The 14926-nt window shown below is 75.2% G+C and carries 18 protein-coding genes and 1 pseudogene; 8 read left to right on the top strand and 11 right to left on the bottom strand.

The window, feature by feature from the left end; translation table 11 throughout:
* Nucleotides 1-48: 48 nt before the first annotated feature.
* Together ACQ614_RS03785 and ACQ614_RS03780 are read left to right on the top strand one after the other, a co-directional pair.
* Nucleotides 49-1967, top strand: a pseudogene (locus ACQ614_RS03785) (protein kinase domain-containing protein).
* Between the two features lie 98 nt (nt 1968-2065).
* Complete coding sequence (locus tag ACQ614_RS03780; protein WP_431676718.1) at nt 2066-2518, top strand: hypothetical protein; 453 nt, start codon at nt 2066-2068, stop codon at nt 2516-2518.
* On the opposite strand, the gene ACQ614_RS03775 is transcribed toward ACQ614_RS03780, so the two are convergent.
* Nucleotides 2500-4041 (bottom strand): flavin-containing monooxygenase, encoded by a 1542-nt coding sequence (locus ACQ614_RS03775; protein ID WP_431676717.1) that lies wholly within the window; start codon nt 4039-4041, stop codon nt 2500-2502. The genes ACQ614_RS03780 and ACQ614_RS03775 overlap by 19 nt on opposite strands.
* Nucleotides 4042-4171: 130 nt before the next feature.
* Between ACQ614_RS03775 and ACQ614_RS03770 the strand changes: the two genes are divergently transcribed.
* Nucleotides 4172-5389 (top strand): PucR family transcriptional regulator, encoded by a 1218-nt coding sequence (locus ACQ614_RS03770; RefSeq protein WP_431676716.1) that lies wholly within the window; start codon nt 4172-4174, stop codon nt 5387-5389.
* Nucleotides 5390-5550: 161 nt separating this feature from the next.
* Here ACQ614_RS03770 and ACQ614_RS03765 read toward each other — a convergent pair whose 3' ends face one another.
* Nucleotides 5551-6501, bottom strand: coding sequence for an EamA family transporter (locus ACQ614_RS03765; RefSeq protein ID WP_431676715.1), 951 nt, complete (start codon nt 6499-6501; stop codon nt 5551-5553).
* 46 nt (nt 6502-6547) lie between these two features.
* Here ACQ614_RS03765 and ACQ614_RS03760 point away from each other — a divergent pair, with 46 nt between their 5' ends.
* Entirely contained in the window at nt 6548-7045 is a 498-nt protein-coding gene (locus ACQ614_RS03760; protein ID WP_431676714.1) for a MarR family winged helix-turn-helix transcriptional regulator, read from the top strand.
* Nucleotides 7046-7068: 23 nt separating this feature from the next.
* Here ACQ614_RS03760 and ACQ614_RS03755 read toward each other — a convergent pair whose 3' ends face one another.
* The gene (locus ACQ614_RS03755) at nt 7069-7401 is read right to left on the bottom strand and encodes a hypothetical protein (RefSeq protein ID WP_431676713.1); all 333 of its coding nucleotides are present in this window, start codon (nt 7399-7401) and stop codon (nt 7069-7071) included.
* A gap of 290 nt (nt 7402-7691) precedes the next feature.
* Between ACQ614_RS03755 and ACQ614_RS03750 the strand changes: the two genes are divergently transcribed.
* Entirely contained in the window at nt 7692-7904 is a 213-nt protein-coding gene (locus tag ACQ614_RS03750; RefSeq protein ID WP_431676712.1) for a hypothetical protein, read from the top strand.
* A gap of 9 nt (nt 7905-7913) precedes the next feature.
* Here the strand turns inward: ACQ614_RS03750 and ACQ614_RS03745 are convergent, their stop codons facing one another.
* Entirely contained in the window at nt 7914-8333 is a 420-nt protein-coding gene (locus tag ACQ614_RS03745; RefSeq protein WP_431676711.1) for a hypothetical protein, read from the bottom strand.
* Nucleotides 8334-8481: 148 nt separating this feature from the next.
* On the opposite strand from ACQ614_RS03745, the gene ACQ614_RS03740 reads away from it, so the two are divergent.
* Nucleotides 8482-8985: a hypothetical protein gene (locus ACQ614_RS03740; RefSeq protein ID WP_431676710.1), complete on the top strand. Its 504-nt coding sequence runs from the start codon at nt 8482-8484 to the stop codon at nt 8983-8985.
* 11 nt (nt 8986-8996) lie between these two features.
* Here the strand turns inward: ACQ614_RS03740 and ACQ614_RS03735 are convergent, their stop codons facing one another.
* Together ACQ614_RS03735 and ACQ614_RS03730 are read right to left on the bottom strand one after the other, a co-directional pair.
* The gene (locus tag ACQ614_RS03735) at nt 8997-9995 is read right to left on the bottom strand and encodes a CU044_5270 family protein (protein WP_431676709.1); all 999 of its coding nucleotides are present in this window, start codon (nt 9993-9995) and stop codon (nt 8997-8999) included.
* Nucleotides 9992-10603: an RNA polymerase sigma factor gene (locus tag ACQ614_RS03730; RefSeq protein WP_431683816.1), complete on the bottom strand. Its 612-nt coding sequence runs from the start codon at nt 10601-10603 to the stop codon at nt 9992-9994. Before ACQ614_RS03730 ends, ACQ614_RS03735 begins: the two co-directional genes overlap by 4 nt.
* Nucleotides 10604-10768: 165 nt before the next feature.
* Between ACQ614_RS03730 and ACQ614_RS03725 the strand changes: the two genes are divergently transcribed.
* Nucleotides 10769-11311: a hypothetical protein gene (locus tag ACQ614_RS03725; protein ID WP_431676708.1), complete on the top strand. Its 543-nt coding sequence runs from the start codon at nt 10769-10771 to the stop codon at nt 11309-11311.
* Nucleotides 11312-11347: 36 nt separating this feature from the next.
* Entirely contained in the window at nt 11348-12013 is a 666-nt protein-coding gene (locus ACQ614_RS03720) for a hypothetical protein (RefSeq protein WP_431676707.1), read from the top strand.
* Nucleotides 12014-12043: 30 nt separating this feature from the next.
* Here the strand turns inward: ACQ614_RS03720 and ACQ614_RS03715 are convergent, their stop codons facing one another.
* The 5 genes from ACQ614_RS03715 to ACQ614_RS03695 all read right to left on the bottom strand — a co-directional run bounded on the left by ACQ614_RS03715 (nt 12044) and on the right by ACQ614_RS03695 (nt 14925).
* A complete protein-coding gene (locus ACQ614_RS03715) occupies nt 12044-12526 on the bottom strand; it encodes a TIGR00725 family protein (protein WP_431676706.1) in 483 nt (160 codons plus the stop codon).
* A 151-nt stretch (nt 12527-12677) separates the two neighbouring features.
* Entirely contained in the window at nt 12678-13049 is a 372-nt protein-coding gene (locus tag ACQ614_RS03710) for a fic family toxin-antitoxin system, toxin component (RefSeq protein WP_431676705.1), read from the bottom strand.
* Nucleotides 13046-13288 (bottom strand): plasmid mobilization protein, encoded by a 243-nt coding sequence (locus ACQ614_RS03705; RefSeq protein ID WP_363486960.1) that lies wholly within the window; start codon nt 13286-13288, stop codon nt 13046-13048. Before ACQ614_RS03705 ends, ACQ614_RS03710 begins: the two co-directional genes overlap by 4 nt.
* Before the next feature lie 228 nt (nt 13289-13516).
* The gene (locus ACQ614_RS03700; protein WP_431676704.1) at nt 13517-14284 is read right to left on the bottom strand and encodes an SDR family oxidoreductase; all 768 of its coding nucleotides are present in this window, start codon (nt 14282-14284) and stop codon (nt 13517-13519) included.
* 137 nt (nt 14285-14421) lie between these two features.
* Nucleotides 14422-14925, bottom strand: a complete 504-nt coding sequence (locus ACQ614_RS03695) for a universal stress protein (RefSeq protein WP_431676703.1) — start codon at nt 14923-14925, stop codon at nt 14422-14424.
* Nucleotide 14926 lies beyond the last annotated feature (1 nt).

The raw sequence follows: 14926 nt of genomic DNA, 5'->3' as shown, positions 1-14926 counted from the left end.
CCTGGGATCGCACCCGGAACGTCCGGGTACAGCAGGGGGATTGCAGCCATGTGGGGTCAGGGCACGGTACTCGGTGGACGGTACACGCTGGCCGGGCGGCTCGGCAGCGGCGCCATGGGCGAGGTCTGGCGGGCGGTGGACGGCGTGCTCGGCCGCGAGGTGGCCGTCAAGATCGTGCTCCCGGCGCTGCTCGAGGACGCCGCGTTCGCCGCGCGCTTCCGCCGCGAGGCCAAGGTGCTCGCCGCGGTCAGCCATCCCGGCATTGTGGACATCCACGACTACGGCGAGGACGACGGCGACCCCTCCGGGCGGCTCGCCTGGATCGTGATGGAACTCCTGGACGGCCGGCCGCTGGACCAGGTCCGCAAGGAGACCGGCACGCTCGAGGTGGCGCGGGCCCTGGACGTCGTCGCCCAGGTCCTGGACGCCCTGCACGCCGCGCACCGGCGGAAGATCGTGCACCGCGACATCAAACCGTCAACCTGATGCTGAGCGGCGAGGGGGCGGTGACCGTCACCGACTTCGGCATCGCCCGCACGCTCGCGGAGACCGGGATCACCACCGCGCACGCCGTGATCGGCACCGCCCTCTACATGGCCCCGGAGCGGGCCGAGGGCCGGGACGCCACCCCCGCCTCCGACCTGTACTCGGTCGGCGCGGTCTGCTACGAACTTCTGACCGGGGCACCGCCGTTCACCGGCGAGACCGCCCTGGAGGTGGTGCTCAAGCACGTCCGGGAACCGGCCCCGGAGCTGCCCGCCGAACTCCCGGAGCCGGTCCGCGCACTGGTCGCCAAGGCCCTCGCCAAGCAGCCCGAGGAGCGCTTCGCCGACGCCGTCGAGATGGCGGCCGCGGTGCGGTCCGCGGCAGGCGGCCCGGTGGCCGTCTCCCGTCCCACCGTCGACCTCGGCCTGCGACCCGACAAGCCCGAGAGGCCCACGAAGCCCGACACGGCGGAGAAGCCCGACAAGCCCGAGAAGCCCGAGGGCGATGGCCCGGCGCAGGTGCCCGCGAAGGCCGAGCCGGAGCCCCCGGCGGTGGTGATCGCCCCGGAGACCGGGCGGATGCCCCCGCGCAGGGCTCGCAGCACCCTGGTGGCCCTGGTCGTCCCGGTGGTCGTCGCCACGTCCGTCGTCACCGTGGACCGGCTCGACCTGCTGCCCTGGCAGGCCCGCGCGGCCGCGCCCGACAGCCGGTCGTCCACCGGCCCGGTCCCGGTCACCCCGGCCGCGGCGGCCGGCGGCGCAGCCGGGGGTCCGGCCTCGCCCGCGGCAGTCTCCTCGGCGCCCGGTGCGAGCCCGGCGGCGCCGGACGGCGGCGCGGGCGGCGGCGCCCAGGCCGGCGGTGTTCCGGCCGGCGGTGCGGCCGCCGGAGGCGCGGCGGGCGGAGCCGTACCCGTCGGCGGTGCCGGTGGCACGCAGGCCGGCGGCGGCGCGGGCGGCACCCGGGCGGGCGGCGGCTCCGGGAGCGGGGGAGGCTCCGGCGCGAGCGGCGGGGGGACGGGCAGCAGGCCGACCACGGCGGCGCCCGCGACACCGGCCACCGTGCCGAACGGCTGCGGCGGTTCGGGCTGGGGAGCGATCACCAACGTGGGCGACGGGCTCAAGGTGGGCCTGGCCTCGGCCGCCCTGACCGGGGGTGTCGCCGTCGTCATGGGCGGCCACACCGAGTACGGCTGGATGCGGGTCGGGACCGTCCCGCCGTACGTGGCGCTGCACGCCTGCAGTACCAATTACCCGAAACTGGGAGTCCCGTACGGCTCGTCCACCCCGGGCGGGACCGAACTCGCCGACGGCTTCGCGCACATCACCGCCTTCACGGTGGTCGACGCCGGGGCCGGCACCTACACCATCAAGCCCTCCTACGGGCCCGGCACGTCCTGCCTCACCGACAACGGCGCCAACCGTCAGTTGACCGTCAGCGACTGCGTTCCCGGTGCCAGGTCCCAGCTCTGGCGCGTCCCCTGACCGACCGGTCGTTCCCGGGGACCCCTACCGGGGGAGGCCGGCGGTCGACACACTGGTGACGGCAGCACGGGAGCTGCCGGGGGACACAAGGGGGAGCAATGCCGCTGATCGACCACACCCGCCGGAGCCGGGCGGGCTACGCCTGGCTCGCGGTGGCCGCCGCCGTCCTGACGCTGGTGGGCCTCTATGCGTGGCCCTGGTGGTCGGGGCGCCACAGCACCACCTTCCTCGAGTACCGCGAGGACTTCCTCACCGACCGCACCAGCGGCGACCAGTGGTGGAACGTCCTCTACGAGAGCTGGTTCCGGTACGGCTTCGTCGTGCAGACCGTCGCCGTGCTGGTGCTGCCAATCGCCGTCCTGCGGTGGGACCGCTGGCACTGGCTGTCCGCCGCGGCCGTGCTCGGCGCGGTGTGGCAGCTCGTCGGCGTGCTCGGCAGCACCGTCTTCCACACCACGCCGGCCCCGTTCCTCGGCCCGCTCGCCGGTGTCCTCGCTGCGGTCGCCTGGCTCGGCGGCCGCTTCGGACGCCGTCAGCCCGCCGGAGCCTGACTGCGGGCCGCCCGGCGCTCGTCCGGGCGGCCCCCCGCCGACGGGGTGACACGGGAGAAGTGCAGCTCCGGGTCGAGGACGCTGTCGGCGCGCAGCAGTCTGACGTCGGCCTGGTAGTCCATCGAGGTCAGCCACGGCATGCGGTCGCCCTGGCGCGGCAGTTGGTCGACGGCGCGCTGGATGTAGCCGGCGCCGAAGGAGAGGAACGGCTGCGTCGGCATGGCCGGGTCGGCGGGCTCGGGCCGGCAGGCGTCCCAGCCCTGGGCGTCCATGTGGGCGAGCAGCCGGCAGAAGTGCTCGCACAAAAGGCCGACCTTCAGCGTCCACGAGGAGTTGGTGTAGCCGATCGCGTAGGCGAAGTTCGGCACGCCCGACAGCATCATGCCCTTGTAGGCGACGGTGTCGGGCAGGCTGACCTGCTCCCCGTCGACGGTCAGCCGCGCCCCGCCGAAGGCCTGCACATTGAGGCCGGTGGCGGTGACGACGATGTCCGCCTCGAGTTCCCGGCCGGACTCCAGCAGCACCCCGCGCTCGGTGAACGTGGCGATCCGGTCGGTCACCACCGAGGCCCGTCCGGCGCGGAGTTCCTTGAACAGGTCGCCGTCCGGTACGGCGCACAGCCGCTGGTCCCACGGGTCGTACGGCGGGTTGAAGTGCTCGTCGACCGGATAACCCGCGGGCAGCTGGCGGACGTTGATCCACCGGATCAGTCGGCGCGCCGCCTTCGGGTACCGCTGGCAGAGCCGCCAGACCGCCCGCTGCTGGGCGATGTTCTTGCGCCGGGTCAGCGCGTGCCCGCGCTCCTCCCCGAGGACCTTCTTCAGCAGGTTCCCGACGGTGTCCCTCTTCGGCACCGGCAGGATGTACGTCGGCGTCCGCTGCAGCATGGTGATGTGCGCGGCCGTGCCGGCCATCGCCGGCACCAGGGTGACCGCGGTCGCGCCGCTGCCGATCACCAGCACGCGCTTGTCGGCGTAGTCCAGGTCCTCCGGCCAGTGCTGCGGGTGCACGACGGTGCCGCGGTAGCGCTCCCGGCCCTCGAAGCGGGGTGTGAACCCCTCGTCGTAGCGGTAGTAGCCGCCGGCGCAGAACAGCCAGCTGCAGGTCAGCTCCGTCCGCCCGCCGGTGTCGGTGCGCTCGACCTCGACCGTCCAGCGTGCCCGCTCGGAGGACCAGGACGCGGAGACCAGCCGGTGGTGGTAGCGGATGTGCGGCTCCAGGCCGTTCTCCGCCACCGTCTCCCGCAGGTACGCCAGGATCCGGGGTGCGGAGGCGATCGCCTCCTTGTCCCGCCAGGGCTTGAACTCGTAGCCGAAGGTGTGCAGGTCCGAGTCGGAGCGGATGCCCGGGTAGCGGAAGAGGTCCCAGGTGCCGCCGGAGGCGCCCCGCGCCTCGAGCACGGCGAAGCTCTTCGACGGCAGCTCCGTCTTGAGGTACCGCCCCGCCCCGATGCCGGAGATTCCGGCACCGATGATCAGGACGTCGAGGTGCTCGGCTGCGGGCGGTGCGGCGGCGGAGGACATGGGTGGCGGCTCCCGAGGGACGGAGGTGGCAGGGTCTTTCCATGGTGGGCCCGGCCCGGCCCTCCGGCCAGGGGCGGACTGCACCGCATCCTTCCGGAGGAGGTGCACTCTGCACCACTACACTGCCGCCATGCCGTGGAACCCGCCGTCGCCCCGGGTCCGGGAGCTGATCCGCCGGGGTGCCGAGATCGCGCTCAACCCGCCGCCGGAGTGGCTGGCCGAGCTCGACGCCGCCACCCTGGCCGGCGAGTCCAGGCAGCAGATCGCCACCGACCCGGTGCTCGCCGCGGGCGCCCGGCGGACCAACCGCTCCAACCTGCTCTTCTGGGCCGCCGCCAACATCCGCTCCCCCGGCGAACCCGTCCCCGCCAACGACGGGGAGGCGCCGCTGGCCGTCGCCCGCGACCTCGTCCGGCGCGGCCTCGACGAGTCCGCACTCGACGCCTACCGGGTCGGCGAGAGCGTCGCCACCCGGATGTGGACGCAGGTCGCCTGCTCCCTCACCACCGACCCCGAGGAACTGCGCGAACTCCTCGACGTCTCGCTGCGCTCCATCTCCGCCTTCGTCGACGCCACCGTCGCCGCGATCTCCGCACGCATGGACGCCGAGCGCGGCGAACTCACCCGCGGCACCCACGCCGAACGCCGCGAGACCGCCACCCTGCTGCTGGACGGCGCGCCGATCACCCGGCAACGCGCCGAGGCCCGGCTCGGTTACGCCCTCGAACCGGAGCACACCGCAGCCGTCCTGTGGGCCGACGACCCGGCGGCCGACCTCCGCCAGCTGGACCGCGCCGCCGACGCCCTCGCCGCCGCGGCCGGCCGGACGCGTCCGCTGAGCATCATCGCCAGCGCGGCCAGCCGCTGGGTGTGGGTGCACGGCCGGCCCGACACCGGCGACCTGCACACCGCCCTCGCCGGGCTGCCGGCCGTCCGCATCGCCCTCGGTTCGGCCGCGCCCGGCATGGACGGTTTCCGCCGCAGTCACCTCGATGCGCTGACCACCCAGCAGATGCTCGCCAGACTGGGCTCGGCCCACCGGCTGGCCTCGCACGACGAGGTCGAACTCGTCGCACTCGCTACCCAGGACCCGGAACGCGCCGACCGCTTCGTCCAGCGCACGCTCGGCGACCTGGAGTCCGCGTCCCCGGAGATCACCGAGGCGGTGCGGGTCTTCATCGCCGAACAGTGCAACGCCTCCCGGGCCGCCGCCCGGCTGTTCACCCACCGCAACACCATGCTCCGGCGGCTGGCCCGCGCCGACCGGCTGCTGCCGCGGCCGCTCGCCGAGCACACCCTCCAGGTCGGCGCGGCCCTCGAGATCCTCCGCTGGCGCGGCCGTGACTGACCGTCCGGCCGCCGACCGCCCTGCCCCGGGAGCCGATGTGAACGCCGTCCGCCGCCGTGGCCGCCGCAGCCGGCCTCGCCCCCACCGACCGGTGGCACGACGGAGAGGCCTGGTGGCAGGCCGCACTCGGCCGAGCGGGCCGGGCGCGTGCGTCGTGACGGTCAGCCGGCGGCGGACGGGACGCGGCTGTCGGCCGGCCGACTGTCCGGGCGGCCGGGTTCCCTGTGGACGGGCGTCGGACGGCCCGGTCGCGGGCCGGCCGTGGCGGGGCGGGTCTGGGCGAGGACGACCGAGCCGAGGGCGAGCGCCCCGCCCAGCAGTTGCAGGCCGGTGAGCCCCTGGTCGAGCGCCAGCCAGCCGAGCACGGTGGCGACCAGCGGACTCAGCAGGCCCAGGAAGGTGACCTCGGTGGGGGAGAGGGCGCGGATGCCGCGGAACCACAGCGCGTACGCCACCGCGGCGCCGATCAGCCCCAGGTAGCCGTACCCGGCGAGGTTCCGGACGGTCAGGGCGGGTGGCATCCCCTCGGCGAGCAGCGCGGTCGGGGCCAGCAGCAGCCCGCCGGCGACCAGCTGCCAGCCGGTGACGGCGAGCAGCCCGGCGGGCGGCGCCCACCGCTTGCTGAGCACCACGCCGGAGGCCATGACGACGGCACCGCCGAGCGCCGCGGCGATGCCGATCGCGTCCGGCCGCGCATCGGCGCGCAGCACCAGCAGGCCGACCCCGGCGATGCCGCCGAGGGCGGCGACCAGGGAGCGCAAGGTGAACCGCTGGCCGAGCAGTGCCACCGACAGTCCGACGACCAGCAGGGGCTGGACGGAGCCGACGGTGGCGGCGAGCCCGCCGGGCAGACGGTAGGCCGCGACGAAGAGCAGCGCGAGGAAGATGCCGATGTTCAGCGCGCCGAGCACCAGCGACTTCCACCACCAACTGCCGCTCGGGAGGCGGCGGGTGATGAGCAGCAGGAGGAGTCCGGCGGGCAGGGCGCGCAGCGCGGCCGCGGTCAGCGGTCGGTCGGGCGGCAGTAACTCGGTGGTGACGAGGTAGGTGGAGCCCCAGACGGCCGGGGCGAGGGCGGTGAGCAGCAGGGTGGCAGGTCGATTTCTTAGCACTAAGAGAATGTATCTCACCGCTAAGACATTCCGCTAGGCTTCCGCCATGGCAGACCACGTCGACACCGTGCTGGACCAGTGGGCCCGACAGCGGCCCGACCTGGACGTCTCCCCGATGGCGGTGATCGGACGGCTCAAACGGCTCGTCATGTTCATCGAACCCGAGCTGCGCCGCACCTTCGCCGCACACGGCCTCGACACGCCCTCCTTCGACGTCCTCGCCACCCTGCGCCGCAACGGCCCGGACAACCCGCTCACCCCGGCCGAACTCATGCGCTCCGCGATGGTCACCTCCGGCGCCATCACCCAGCGCCTGGACCGCCTGCAGACGAACGGACTGATCACCCGCAGCCCCAGCCCCACCGACGGCCGCGTCGTCCTGGTCTCCCTGACGGCCGAGGGCCTCGCCCTCGTCGACCGCGCCCTGCCCGACCACCTCGCCACCGAACAGCGGCTCCTCGCCGGCCTCGACGCCGCCGGCCGCGAGGAACTCGCCGCCACCCTGCGCACCCTCCTGGAAACCCTGGAAGGGCCCCGGCCCTGACCCCGCCGGTCAGCCCGCGCAGCTCACCGCGGCTCGTCCGCCCTGCCCGCGGCCGGTGCGGCCTGCCGCCGGCCGGCGACAACGAGCAGCGACGGGCCGCCCAGCGCACACAGCAGCCCGGCCGCGGAGCAGAGCAGCACCACACCGAAGCCCGCCCCGAGGGTGCGGGGCACGCCGTTGGCCGGCGCCGACAGGTAGAGGCCGAGGAGGGACAGGCCGGGGAGGGACAGGCCGCGCAGCCGGACGGGCTCCAGGCGGCTGCGCCAACGGGCCGGCACCCGACCGGACGCCAGCAGGGCGGCCGGGGGCAGGAACACCGCCGTGGTGACGGCCGGAAGTACCCACTGCGGATTCACCGGCCCACCGCCGGCACAGCGCAACGGTCGGACCGTCGGGCGTGGTTCACAGGGCGGCTCCGGGCGCGGCAGGGCAACGTGCCGACCAGACTTCCCGGCTCACCTGCGGAAGATCGTAGCGGGGCCCGAAGGGTCCGGAGCGGTCATAGGAGCAAGCATGCCCGGCCCGCCCGGCAACTCGTTCCGACGGCCCGTCGGTTGACGGTCGGCGCAGGGCCTCCACGGCTCCTCCGCCGACCCGCCACGGAATGCGGTTGCCCGAGTGTGCCCTGGTGGGCCAGGCTGCGGACGTGAACGATGATCGCCGCCCGCTGGGCATGCCCGTCTTCTCCGCTCCGGCCACCGACGCGGTGGACGCCCCGGACCGCCGGCCGCTCCCGCCGATCGACCGGGCCCTGTTCCTGCCCCCGCCCGCGTCCGAGCCGACCGTGCCCGCCCCGGGCCGCCGCCCGCTCGCCGACGGCGGCCTCACCTTCTCCGCCGACCGCGCCCCTCAGGGCTGACGGCCGGCCTCAGCGGAACGGCTGCCCGTCCTCGCTGCGGGTGATGGCGCCGTCCTCGATCCGCCAGGAACGGCTGTGCGGGCTCAGCCTCCAACCCTCCGGCGCCTGCCGGGCGTTGGCGATCCAGGCGCGGAGCTCGGGAAGCACCCGCCCCCGCAGGAGCTCGCGGGCGGCGGCCCGCTCGCCGGCGGGAAGCGGGGCGACGGCGATCTGCAGGGTGTTCCACAGTCCGGGGTGGATGCCCTGCCCGTAGTTGGACGAGATCGGCGGCACCCACCTGACGGTCAGCAGGGTTCTGCAGCCCCAGGGGTGTTCGTCGAACGACACGGCCTCCGGGTCGACGGGTTCGTCGCCGAGGGCCTCGCAGAGGTCGGTCGGGGTGAGCGGCCAGGACAGGTGGCGCGGGAGGCGGCGGTTTCGGGCGGGCACGCGCCCGATCGTGCCAGATGCCCAGGTGGGAACGCATGCGGGTTCCTGAGGCTTCGCCTGCCGCCGTCGGGGCGGTGTTGTGTGTCGCCCTCGGCTGGGGAGGCAGGGCCGAGCCGGAGACTGCTGCGGGCACCTACACTCGCTGCGCGTGGACGAGTTCATTCCCATGCGCGACGGCGACCTCAGGTGGGCCTTCCCCGGGGTGCGGGACGCTCACGCGGCGGCGGAGGAGTTGCAGGCTGCGGACGGGCGCCTGGAGCGGATCGCGGTGCACCTCGGGCTGTCGGCGGGCGGGCGCCTGGGCTATGAGCGGTGTGAAGGGATCACCCTGACCGGGGTGTTCGGTGCTGTGGGCGTGCCGGGTGTGCGGATGGCGGCTTCGGCCTTCGTCCCCCGGCGCTGCCTCCACGGCCGGCGGGCCGGGCCGCCGTGGATGGTGACCGCATACATCGAGGTGGACTGCGCCGAGTACGGGGAGGACTGCGGCAGCCACGAAATCCTCTGCGAGGAGGAGGAGTTCGACGATCCTGACGAGGCGGCGCGCGCCCTCGCCGGGGCGGCCGGGCGGCTGCTCGGCGAGGTGCTGGCCCGGCCGGCGGCGTACTGGCGGGCGCTGCCCGCCTCGGCGGACCTGCCCGGCCGGCACGCCTGACAGGGCCGACGTCAGGTGCCCGCGGTGGGCACCTGGCCGGGGGCGTCGACGATGCCGCGGGTGACCACGGCGATCGAGCTGACCTCGTCGCCCGCGCGGCCCCAGGGGCCGTCCTGGAGGAGGACGGTGCGTTCGCCGAGCAGGCGCAGGGTCCCGGGGTCGAAGATCCACTCGGAGCGTTCCCCGCCGTGCACCCGGGCGACGGCCGTGCCGTGGCGTCCGGCGGCGTCGACGGCGTCGTCCACGGTGACCACGCCCGGGATGCGGGCCGCCGCGCGGTAGAGGGCGGCGCTCACCTCGGGCGGGGCCACCGAGCTGCGCAGCAGGTCGCCGATGGCCGTGAAGGCCTCCTGGTCGGGGCCGGTGGTCGAGCCGGAGCCGGCGCCGTGGTTGAGTTCGGCGTCCGCGCGGATGCGGGCGAGCAGGGCGTCCGGGTCGGCGGGCAGCGCGGCGAGAAGGCGGTAGGTGGGGGAGTTGAGCGTGCCGGCGCCGGGGGCGGGGAGCTCGTGCTCTCCCCGGTCGGTGCGCCGGAGCCCTGGGCGGGTGCCGTCCACGGCCGTCCACTGCTCGGTGTTCTCGCTGACGGTGTCGCGCCGCATGGTGCCGCCGTCCTCGCTGAGCGCGGTGCTGCGGCCGACCGTCCTGACGTAGCCGTACTGGGTGCCGCGGGGGGCGGGCCCGGGGTCGGCGTGGGCGGCGAGGGCCGCCCGTTCCAGCAGCCGGACCGACGCGGCGCTGGCCGGAGGCACCGGTGCCGGCGGGGCGCCGGTACCCAGGGCGTTCACCCCGAGGACCAGGGCCGCGACGGCAGCGGCGGCCGCCAGTACCAGCAGCGGGCGACGGGCGCGGGACGGGGCAGGTCGCTCGGCCTCCTGCAACAGGAAGGCCCGGTGGGCGTGCCGGCGCTCGGCGGAGAGGCCGGCGTGCGGCGGCGGGGGCAGCAGCCGTGCGAGCGCGCGGCGTTCGCTCTGCTCGTCGGCGTCGTGGCGGTGTCCGGGTGCGGTGGTCACTGCTGCCTCCCCTGCGGGTGTGCCGGGGCCGGGCCGCCGGCGTCGGAACGGACTGTGCGCTGTTCGGCGGCGACGGACCTGCGGAGCTTCTCCCTCGCCCGCGACAGCCGGGAGCGGACGGTGCCCACCGGCACGCCCAGTGCCTCGGCCGCCTCCGCGTAGCCGAGCCCGGACCACACGACGAGGGCGAACACTTCCCGTTCGCCGCGCCGCAGTTGTGCGAGCGCGCGGACGGCTGCGGCGAGCGCCTCGGCGTCGGCCATCCGCCCGATCAGCTCCTCGGCGAAGTCCGGCACCGGCTCCCGCGGTGGCATCCGGAAGAGCGCGGCACGGTGACGCCGTGCCGCCCTGGCGGTGTTGCGCAGCACATTCGCGGCGATGCCCAGCAGCCACGCCCTGGGGTGGAGGACCTCGCCGCGCAGCTTGTCCCGCAGCCGCCAGGCCTCCAGGAAGGTCAGCGACACCACGTCGTCGGCGAGGGCCCGGTCGCCGGTCGTTCTGACGGCATGCGCGAACACGGCGTGCACGTGCTCGTCGAAGAGGGCGCCGAACGCCTCACGGTCCTCTGCATGCGACCCCTCACCGGGCAGGAATGACTCCACGCCGATCCAGTGTCCGGACGGCCCCTCGGGTTCCCGTGAATTTCCGTCACTTTCTCGGCGGCACCCCGTCGGCGCGGGATCGGCAAGATCCGTAAGACCCGCCCTAGGGTGATCGCGAAGGTCCCCGGCCGTGGCCCCGCACGGCGGCGGGCCGCAGAACGGAGCCCGGCGATGCTCCCCCGACTGGGACCGCTGTCCGCGGTCGGCGACCACTGGGTGGTCGGCGATCCCGAGCCGCCCGGTGCGACCTGCATCGAACTCGGCCGGGCCGGGGTCGCCGTCCGGCGCGACGGGGAGACGAGCGTGCGCATTCCCTGGCCGCGGGTCATGGAGCTGGACCTCCAGGTGCAGCCCGGCAGGCTGGCCAACACCAGGGGCTTCGCCCGCTTCAGCCGCCTGCTGCTCAACCTGGGAGGGGCCGCGCCCTCGGTGGGGCTCGGGCCCGCCCGGCTGACGGCGTCCCTGCGCAGCCCGTACGAGTACTGGGGCGCGGAGTTCACCCGCCACCGCCAGGGCTACCGGCGGCGCGAGACGGTGGCCGCGGCGGAACTGGTCCGGCAGGTGGTGGGCGAGAGGCCGGCAGACCGGTTCGGCCGGCCCGGCTGGGCGGCGGCGGTGCTCACCGAGGCGGCCGCCGTCCGCGCGCGGCCCCGTGCCTCGGTCGTGGACCGGATCGGGGAGATCCTGCGGACCGGCCCTCGACCGGGGGCGTGATGGGCGTGGTGTCGGGTTGTCCGGTTGGATGGGCACGTGACCGTTCATGACGTGGCCCGCCTGCTGCCCTCCGTCGCAGACCTGCGGGGCTTGTGCCGCTCGCTGGCGATGCTCGATGCGATCCTGAGCCCGGACTGGGAGGGCCGGTACTACTCCTTCGACGCCGGCTGGGCCGACGGCGAGGAGATGGCCTCGATGCGCAACGGGTCGGGGGACGAGTACTCCGTCGTGTTCTCGGCGGCCGGCGCGTACGTCCGCGGCTTCGACCACGAGTCGCCGATGAGCCCGTACGGCAACGACGCCGAGCCCTGGCCGGGGGTGATCGACGACGTCCCCGAGGTCTTCAGGCCCTTCGTCGAGGAGCCGGCGTTCACCGACGAGGACGGCGTGCCCGCGGTGACGGTCTGCCTTTGGCGGGCGCGGACGGACGACCGGTGGCAGCACGGTGTGATCGACTTCCCGGACGGCCACGCCGACCCGGACGGGGCAGCGGGGCTGTTCGAGCTGCTGGTCGACCGTTCCCCGGAGGCGTACCGGCGCTTCGCGGAGGACTACTACGAGGTGTCCGTCGACCCGGAGGCGGTGCGCGCCGTGTACGCCCTGCGGCCGCTGAGCCACGAACTGGTGTCGTCGCTGAACCCGGAGCTCACCCTCGCGGACCTGGCCGAGGACGTCGCGGAGATCGGCTACCCGACCGGGTGAGTACGCGCCGCCGGCCGAGTGCCTGACCGGTCACTCGCGGCGGAGGGCGTCCAGCACGGCGGCCACGGCCTCCTCCGGTGTGGCGGCGGAGCGGAGGGCGGGCTCCGGTGGGGCGTCCGGGACGGCCCAGCCCTCCAGGACGACGGCGGGCTTGCCGCGGCGCACCGCGAGGGCGATCTCGTTCAGCGTGCCCCAGCTGCCGCCGACCGCCAGCAGGGCGTCGCTCGCCTGCACGATCAGGCCGTTGCGGAGTTCGCCGACGCCGGTGGCCAGCGCCACCGTCAGGTGCGGGTTGGCGCCGGTGCGGTCCGTGCCGGGCAGCAGGCCGACGGTGGTGCCGCCGCGGCTGTGCGCCCCCGCACAGACGGCCTCCATCACCCCGCCCATGCCGCCGCAGACCACCACCGCGCCGTGGCCGGCGAGGAGTTCGCCGACCCGGCGGGCCAGCTGCTGCTCCCGTCCGGTGGCCGTGGCAGGGCCCACGACGGCGATGTACGGGGTGTCCGGTGCCAAGGCGAACCTCCGGGGCCTGCGGCGGTGTCGGGGCAGGGTGCGCGCCACCACGGCGGCCGTCCCCTGCAGCGGCCGGCACGCGGTGGTGGGCGTCGGATCGCTCCGGCGCGTCACCGGGCCGTCGCCGAAGCCGGTCGCGTGCGCCCGGCGGTCAGCGGTACCAGCCGCGGATGGCGTCCGCGCACTCGCGGACGTCCGCCCGCCCGTCGCGCAGCCGGGCGGCGAGCTCGGCGGCCTGCTTGGGCTCCGCGGTGACGATCACCCCGGAGGCGCTCAGATAGGAGGCGGCGACGACGGCCGCGAAGTGCTCGTTGCCGAACTGCAGCGCGGGCACCCGCACCAGCTGGTGCATCAGCGCCGCCGCACGCTGGTGCAGGCCGCCGTAGACCGGCACCTCCATCACCTCGTCGACGTGCCGGGCGACGGCCGCGGCCAGCGACCCGTAGTCGGTCACGTCCGGGTCCCCGGGCAGGAACTGGTGGGCGATGTCGAGCAGCCAGGCCCGGTCGATGCGCAGGATCACGCGGCGCTCGCCGCCCCGGCGCCGCCGGCCTGCGGGTAGGGGCCGAACTCGGCCTCGAAGGCGGGGCCCCACTCCTGGGAGAAGTGCGCGGCAGCCGTCAGGAAGCGCTCGCGGCGCTCGTCGGCCTCCTCCGCGAGGACCTTGCGCGCGTACTCCGGGAGCGTCATCCCCGCCGCTTCGGCGCGCTGCTCCAGGGCCTCGTGGGCCTCGTCGTCGAGTCGGACGTTCAGCTGCTTCATGGGAGGCAGCGTAGCCGCGCGTACAGCGCCCTACAACGGCTTCGCCGAACCTCCACAGCCGAACCTCCACAGGAGGGAGGGCGTGGGACGCGACGGGCCCCGTCGTGCTCGGGGGTTCACGACGGGGCCGGAAGACCAGCATTGCCCGTCCCGCCCGGCCCGGCCACCGACGGCGTCCGAACAGGCGTCGGGGCAGCTGCCGGGCCGGCCCCCCCGGCCGGGGGCCGGTCAGGCCTGGCGGGTGGGGAGGACCACCAGCTGGCGGAGGTTCACGTGGCGCGGGCGGCTCGCGGCGAAGGCGATCAGGTCGGCGACGTCCTCGGAGGAGATCGGGCCGATGGCGTCGAACATGGCGCCGAGCTGGCCGTCCAGGCCGAGCGCGGGGTTGTCGATGTGGTGGCCGAGCTCGGTGTCGGTCAGGCCGGGCTCGATGTTGGTCACCCGGACGTCGCGCGGGCCGAACTCGCTGCGCAGCGAGGCCGCGAGGTGGGTCAGGGCGGCCTTGGTGGCGCTGTAGACGGCGTAGTTCGGGAAGCTGACGTGGGAGGCGATCGAGGAGACGGTGACCAGGTCCGCGGGACCGCCCCCGGCGGCCGAGGCCACCAGGTCGCCGGTGAAGGCCCGGACGGTCCGCAGCACACCGGTGAGGTTGGTGTCGATCATGCGGGACCACTCGTCGATCCGGCCGTCGTCGACGGGGTTGGGGAGCATCACCCCGGCCGCGGCCACCACCAGGTCGACCCGGCCGAACCCGTCGCCGACCAGGGCGGCGGCCGCGTCCACCGACTGCTGGTCGGTGACGTCGGCGGGCACGGCCAGGGCGCGGCCGCCCGCGGCCTCGATGCCGGCGGCGAGCTCCTTGAGCCGGTCCTCGCGGCGGGCGAGCAGGGCGACCGAGGCGCCCTGCTCGGCGAGCAGCCTGGCGGTGGCGGCGCCCATGCCGCTCGCGGCGCCGGTGACGACGGCGGTGCGGCCGGAGAGGGAGGTGTACGACACGGTGGACTCCTGGCGGAAGGTCGGGCCGTCGGCGGTTGCCGTCGGCGCTCGGTGACATCCGTCAGCCTGCCGCCGCGGCGGGGCGCCACCCAGGGTGCCGGTGTTCCTGGGTCCACCAGGGCCACCCTCCGCAGGGGTCAGTGCGCGCCCGGCGGCAGGGCAGGAGCCTGCGGGGGTGCGGGCCACACCAGCAGCACCGGGCACGCCGCGTGGTCGACCGCGAAGCGCGTCGCCGGGGCGAGGCTGCGCGGGCCCGGGCGGGTGCGGTCGCCGTCCCGGGCGAGCACCAGCAGGTCCGCGCCGGCCGCGGCGGTCACCACCTCGTGCTCGACCCGCCCGGCGCACTCGACCCGGGTGCACGGACGGCCCAGGCGCTCCGCGGCCGCGTCGAGCAGCCGTCGGCCGGCGGCGTCCGCCAGGGCCTCCATCCGGGTGCCGGGGTCGCTGCCCCAGCCGTCGGGCGGGCTGCTCCGGGGGTGCCCACGCCCCATCAGCCCGGCGAACGCACCGTGCGCCGCGCCCGCCACGTCCTCCGGGCTCACGTGCAGCAGCACGACGGGCGTCCTTGCCGGGACGTACATGCGCATCGCATCGATGCAGGCCTGCCAGGTCCCCTCGGCCACCCACACCACGACCGCCACC

The sequence above is a fragment of the Kitasatospora dryopteridis genome, from assembly GCF_050749075.1.
In the GTDB taxonomy this organism is placed as follows: domain Bacteria; phylum Actinomycetota; class Actinomycetes; order Streptomycetales; family Streptomycetaceae; genus Kitasatospora.
The sequence above is the reverse complement of the archived record's forward strand: the minus strand, read 5'-3'. Positions and strand labels throughout refer to the sequence as shown.

Bases quoted from the DNA above. Each gene is read 5' to 3' on its own strand.
- ACQ614_RS03780 (WP_431676718.1), top strand. From the start codon at position 2,066: ATGCCGCTGATCGACCACACCCGCCGGAGCCGGGCGGGCTACGCCTGG.
- ACQ614_RS03775 (WP_431676717.1), bottom strand. From the start codon at position 4,041: ATGTCCTCCGCCGCCGCACCGCCCGCAGCCGAGCACCTCGACGTCCTG.
- ACQ614_RS03770 (WP_431676716.1), top strand. From the start codon at position 4,172: ATGCCGTGGAACCCGCCGTCGCCCCGGGTCCGGGAGCTGATCCGCCGG.
- ACQ614_RS03760 (WP_431676714.1), top strand. From the start codon at position 6,548: ATGGCAGACCACGTCGACACCGTGCTGGACCAGTGGGCCCGACAGCGG.
- ACQ614_RS03725 (WP_431676708.1), top strand. From the start codon at position 10,769: ATGCTCCCCCGACTGGGACCGCTGTCCGCGGTCGGCGACCACTGGGTG.
- ACQ614_RS03705 (WP_363486960.1), bottom strand. From the start codon at position 13,288: ATGAAGCAGCTGAACGTCCGACTCGACGACGAGGCCCACGAGGCCCTG.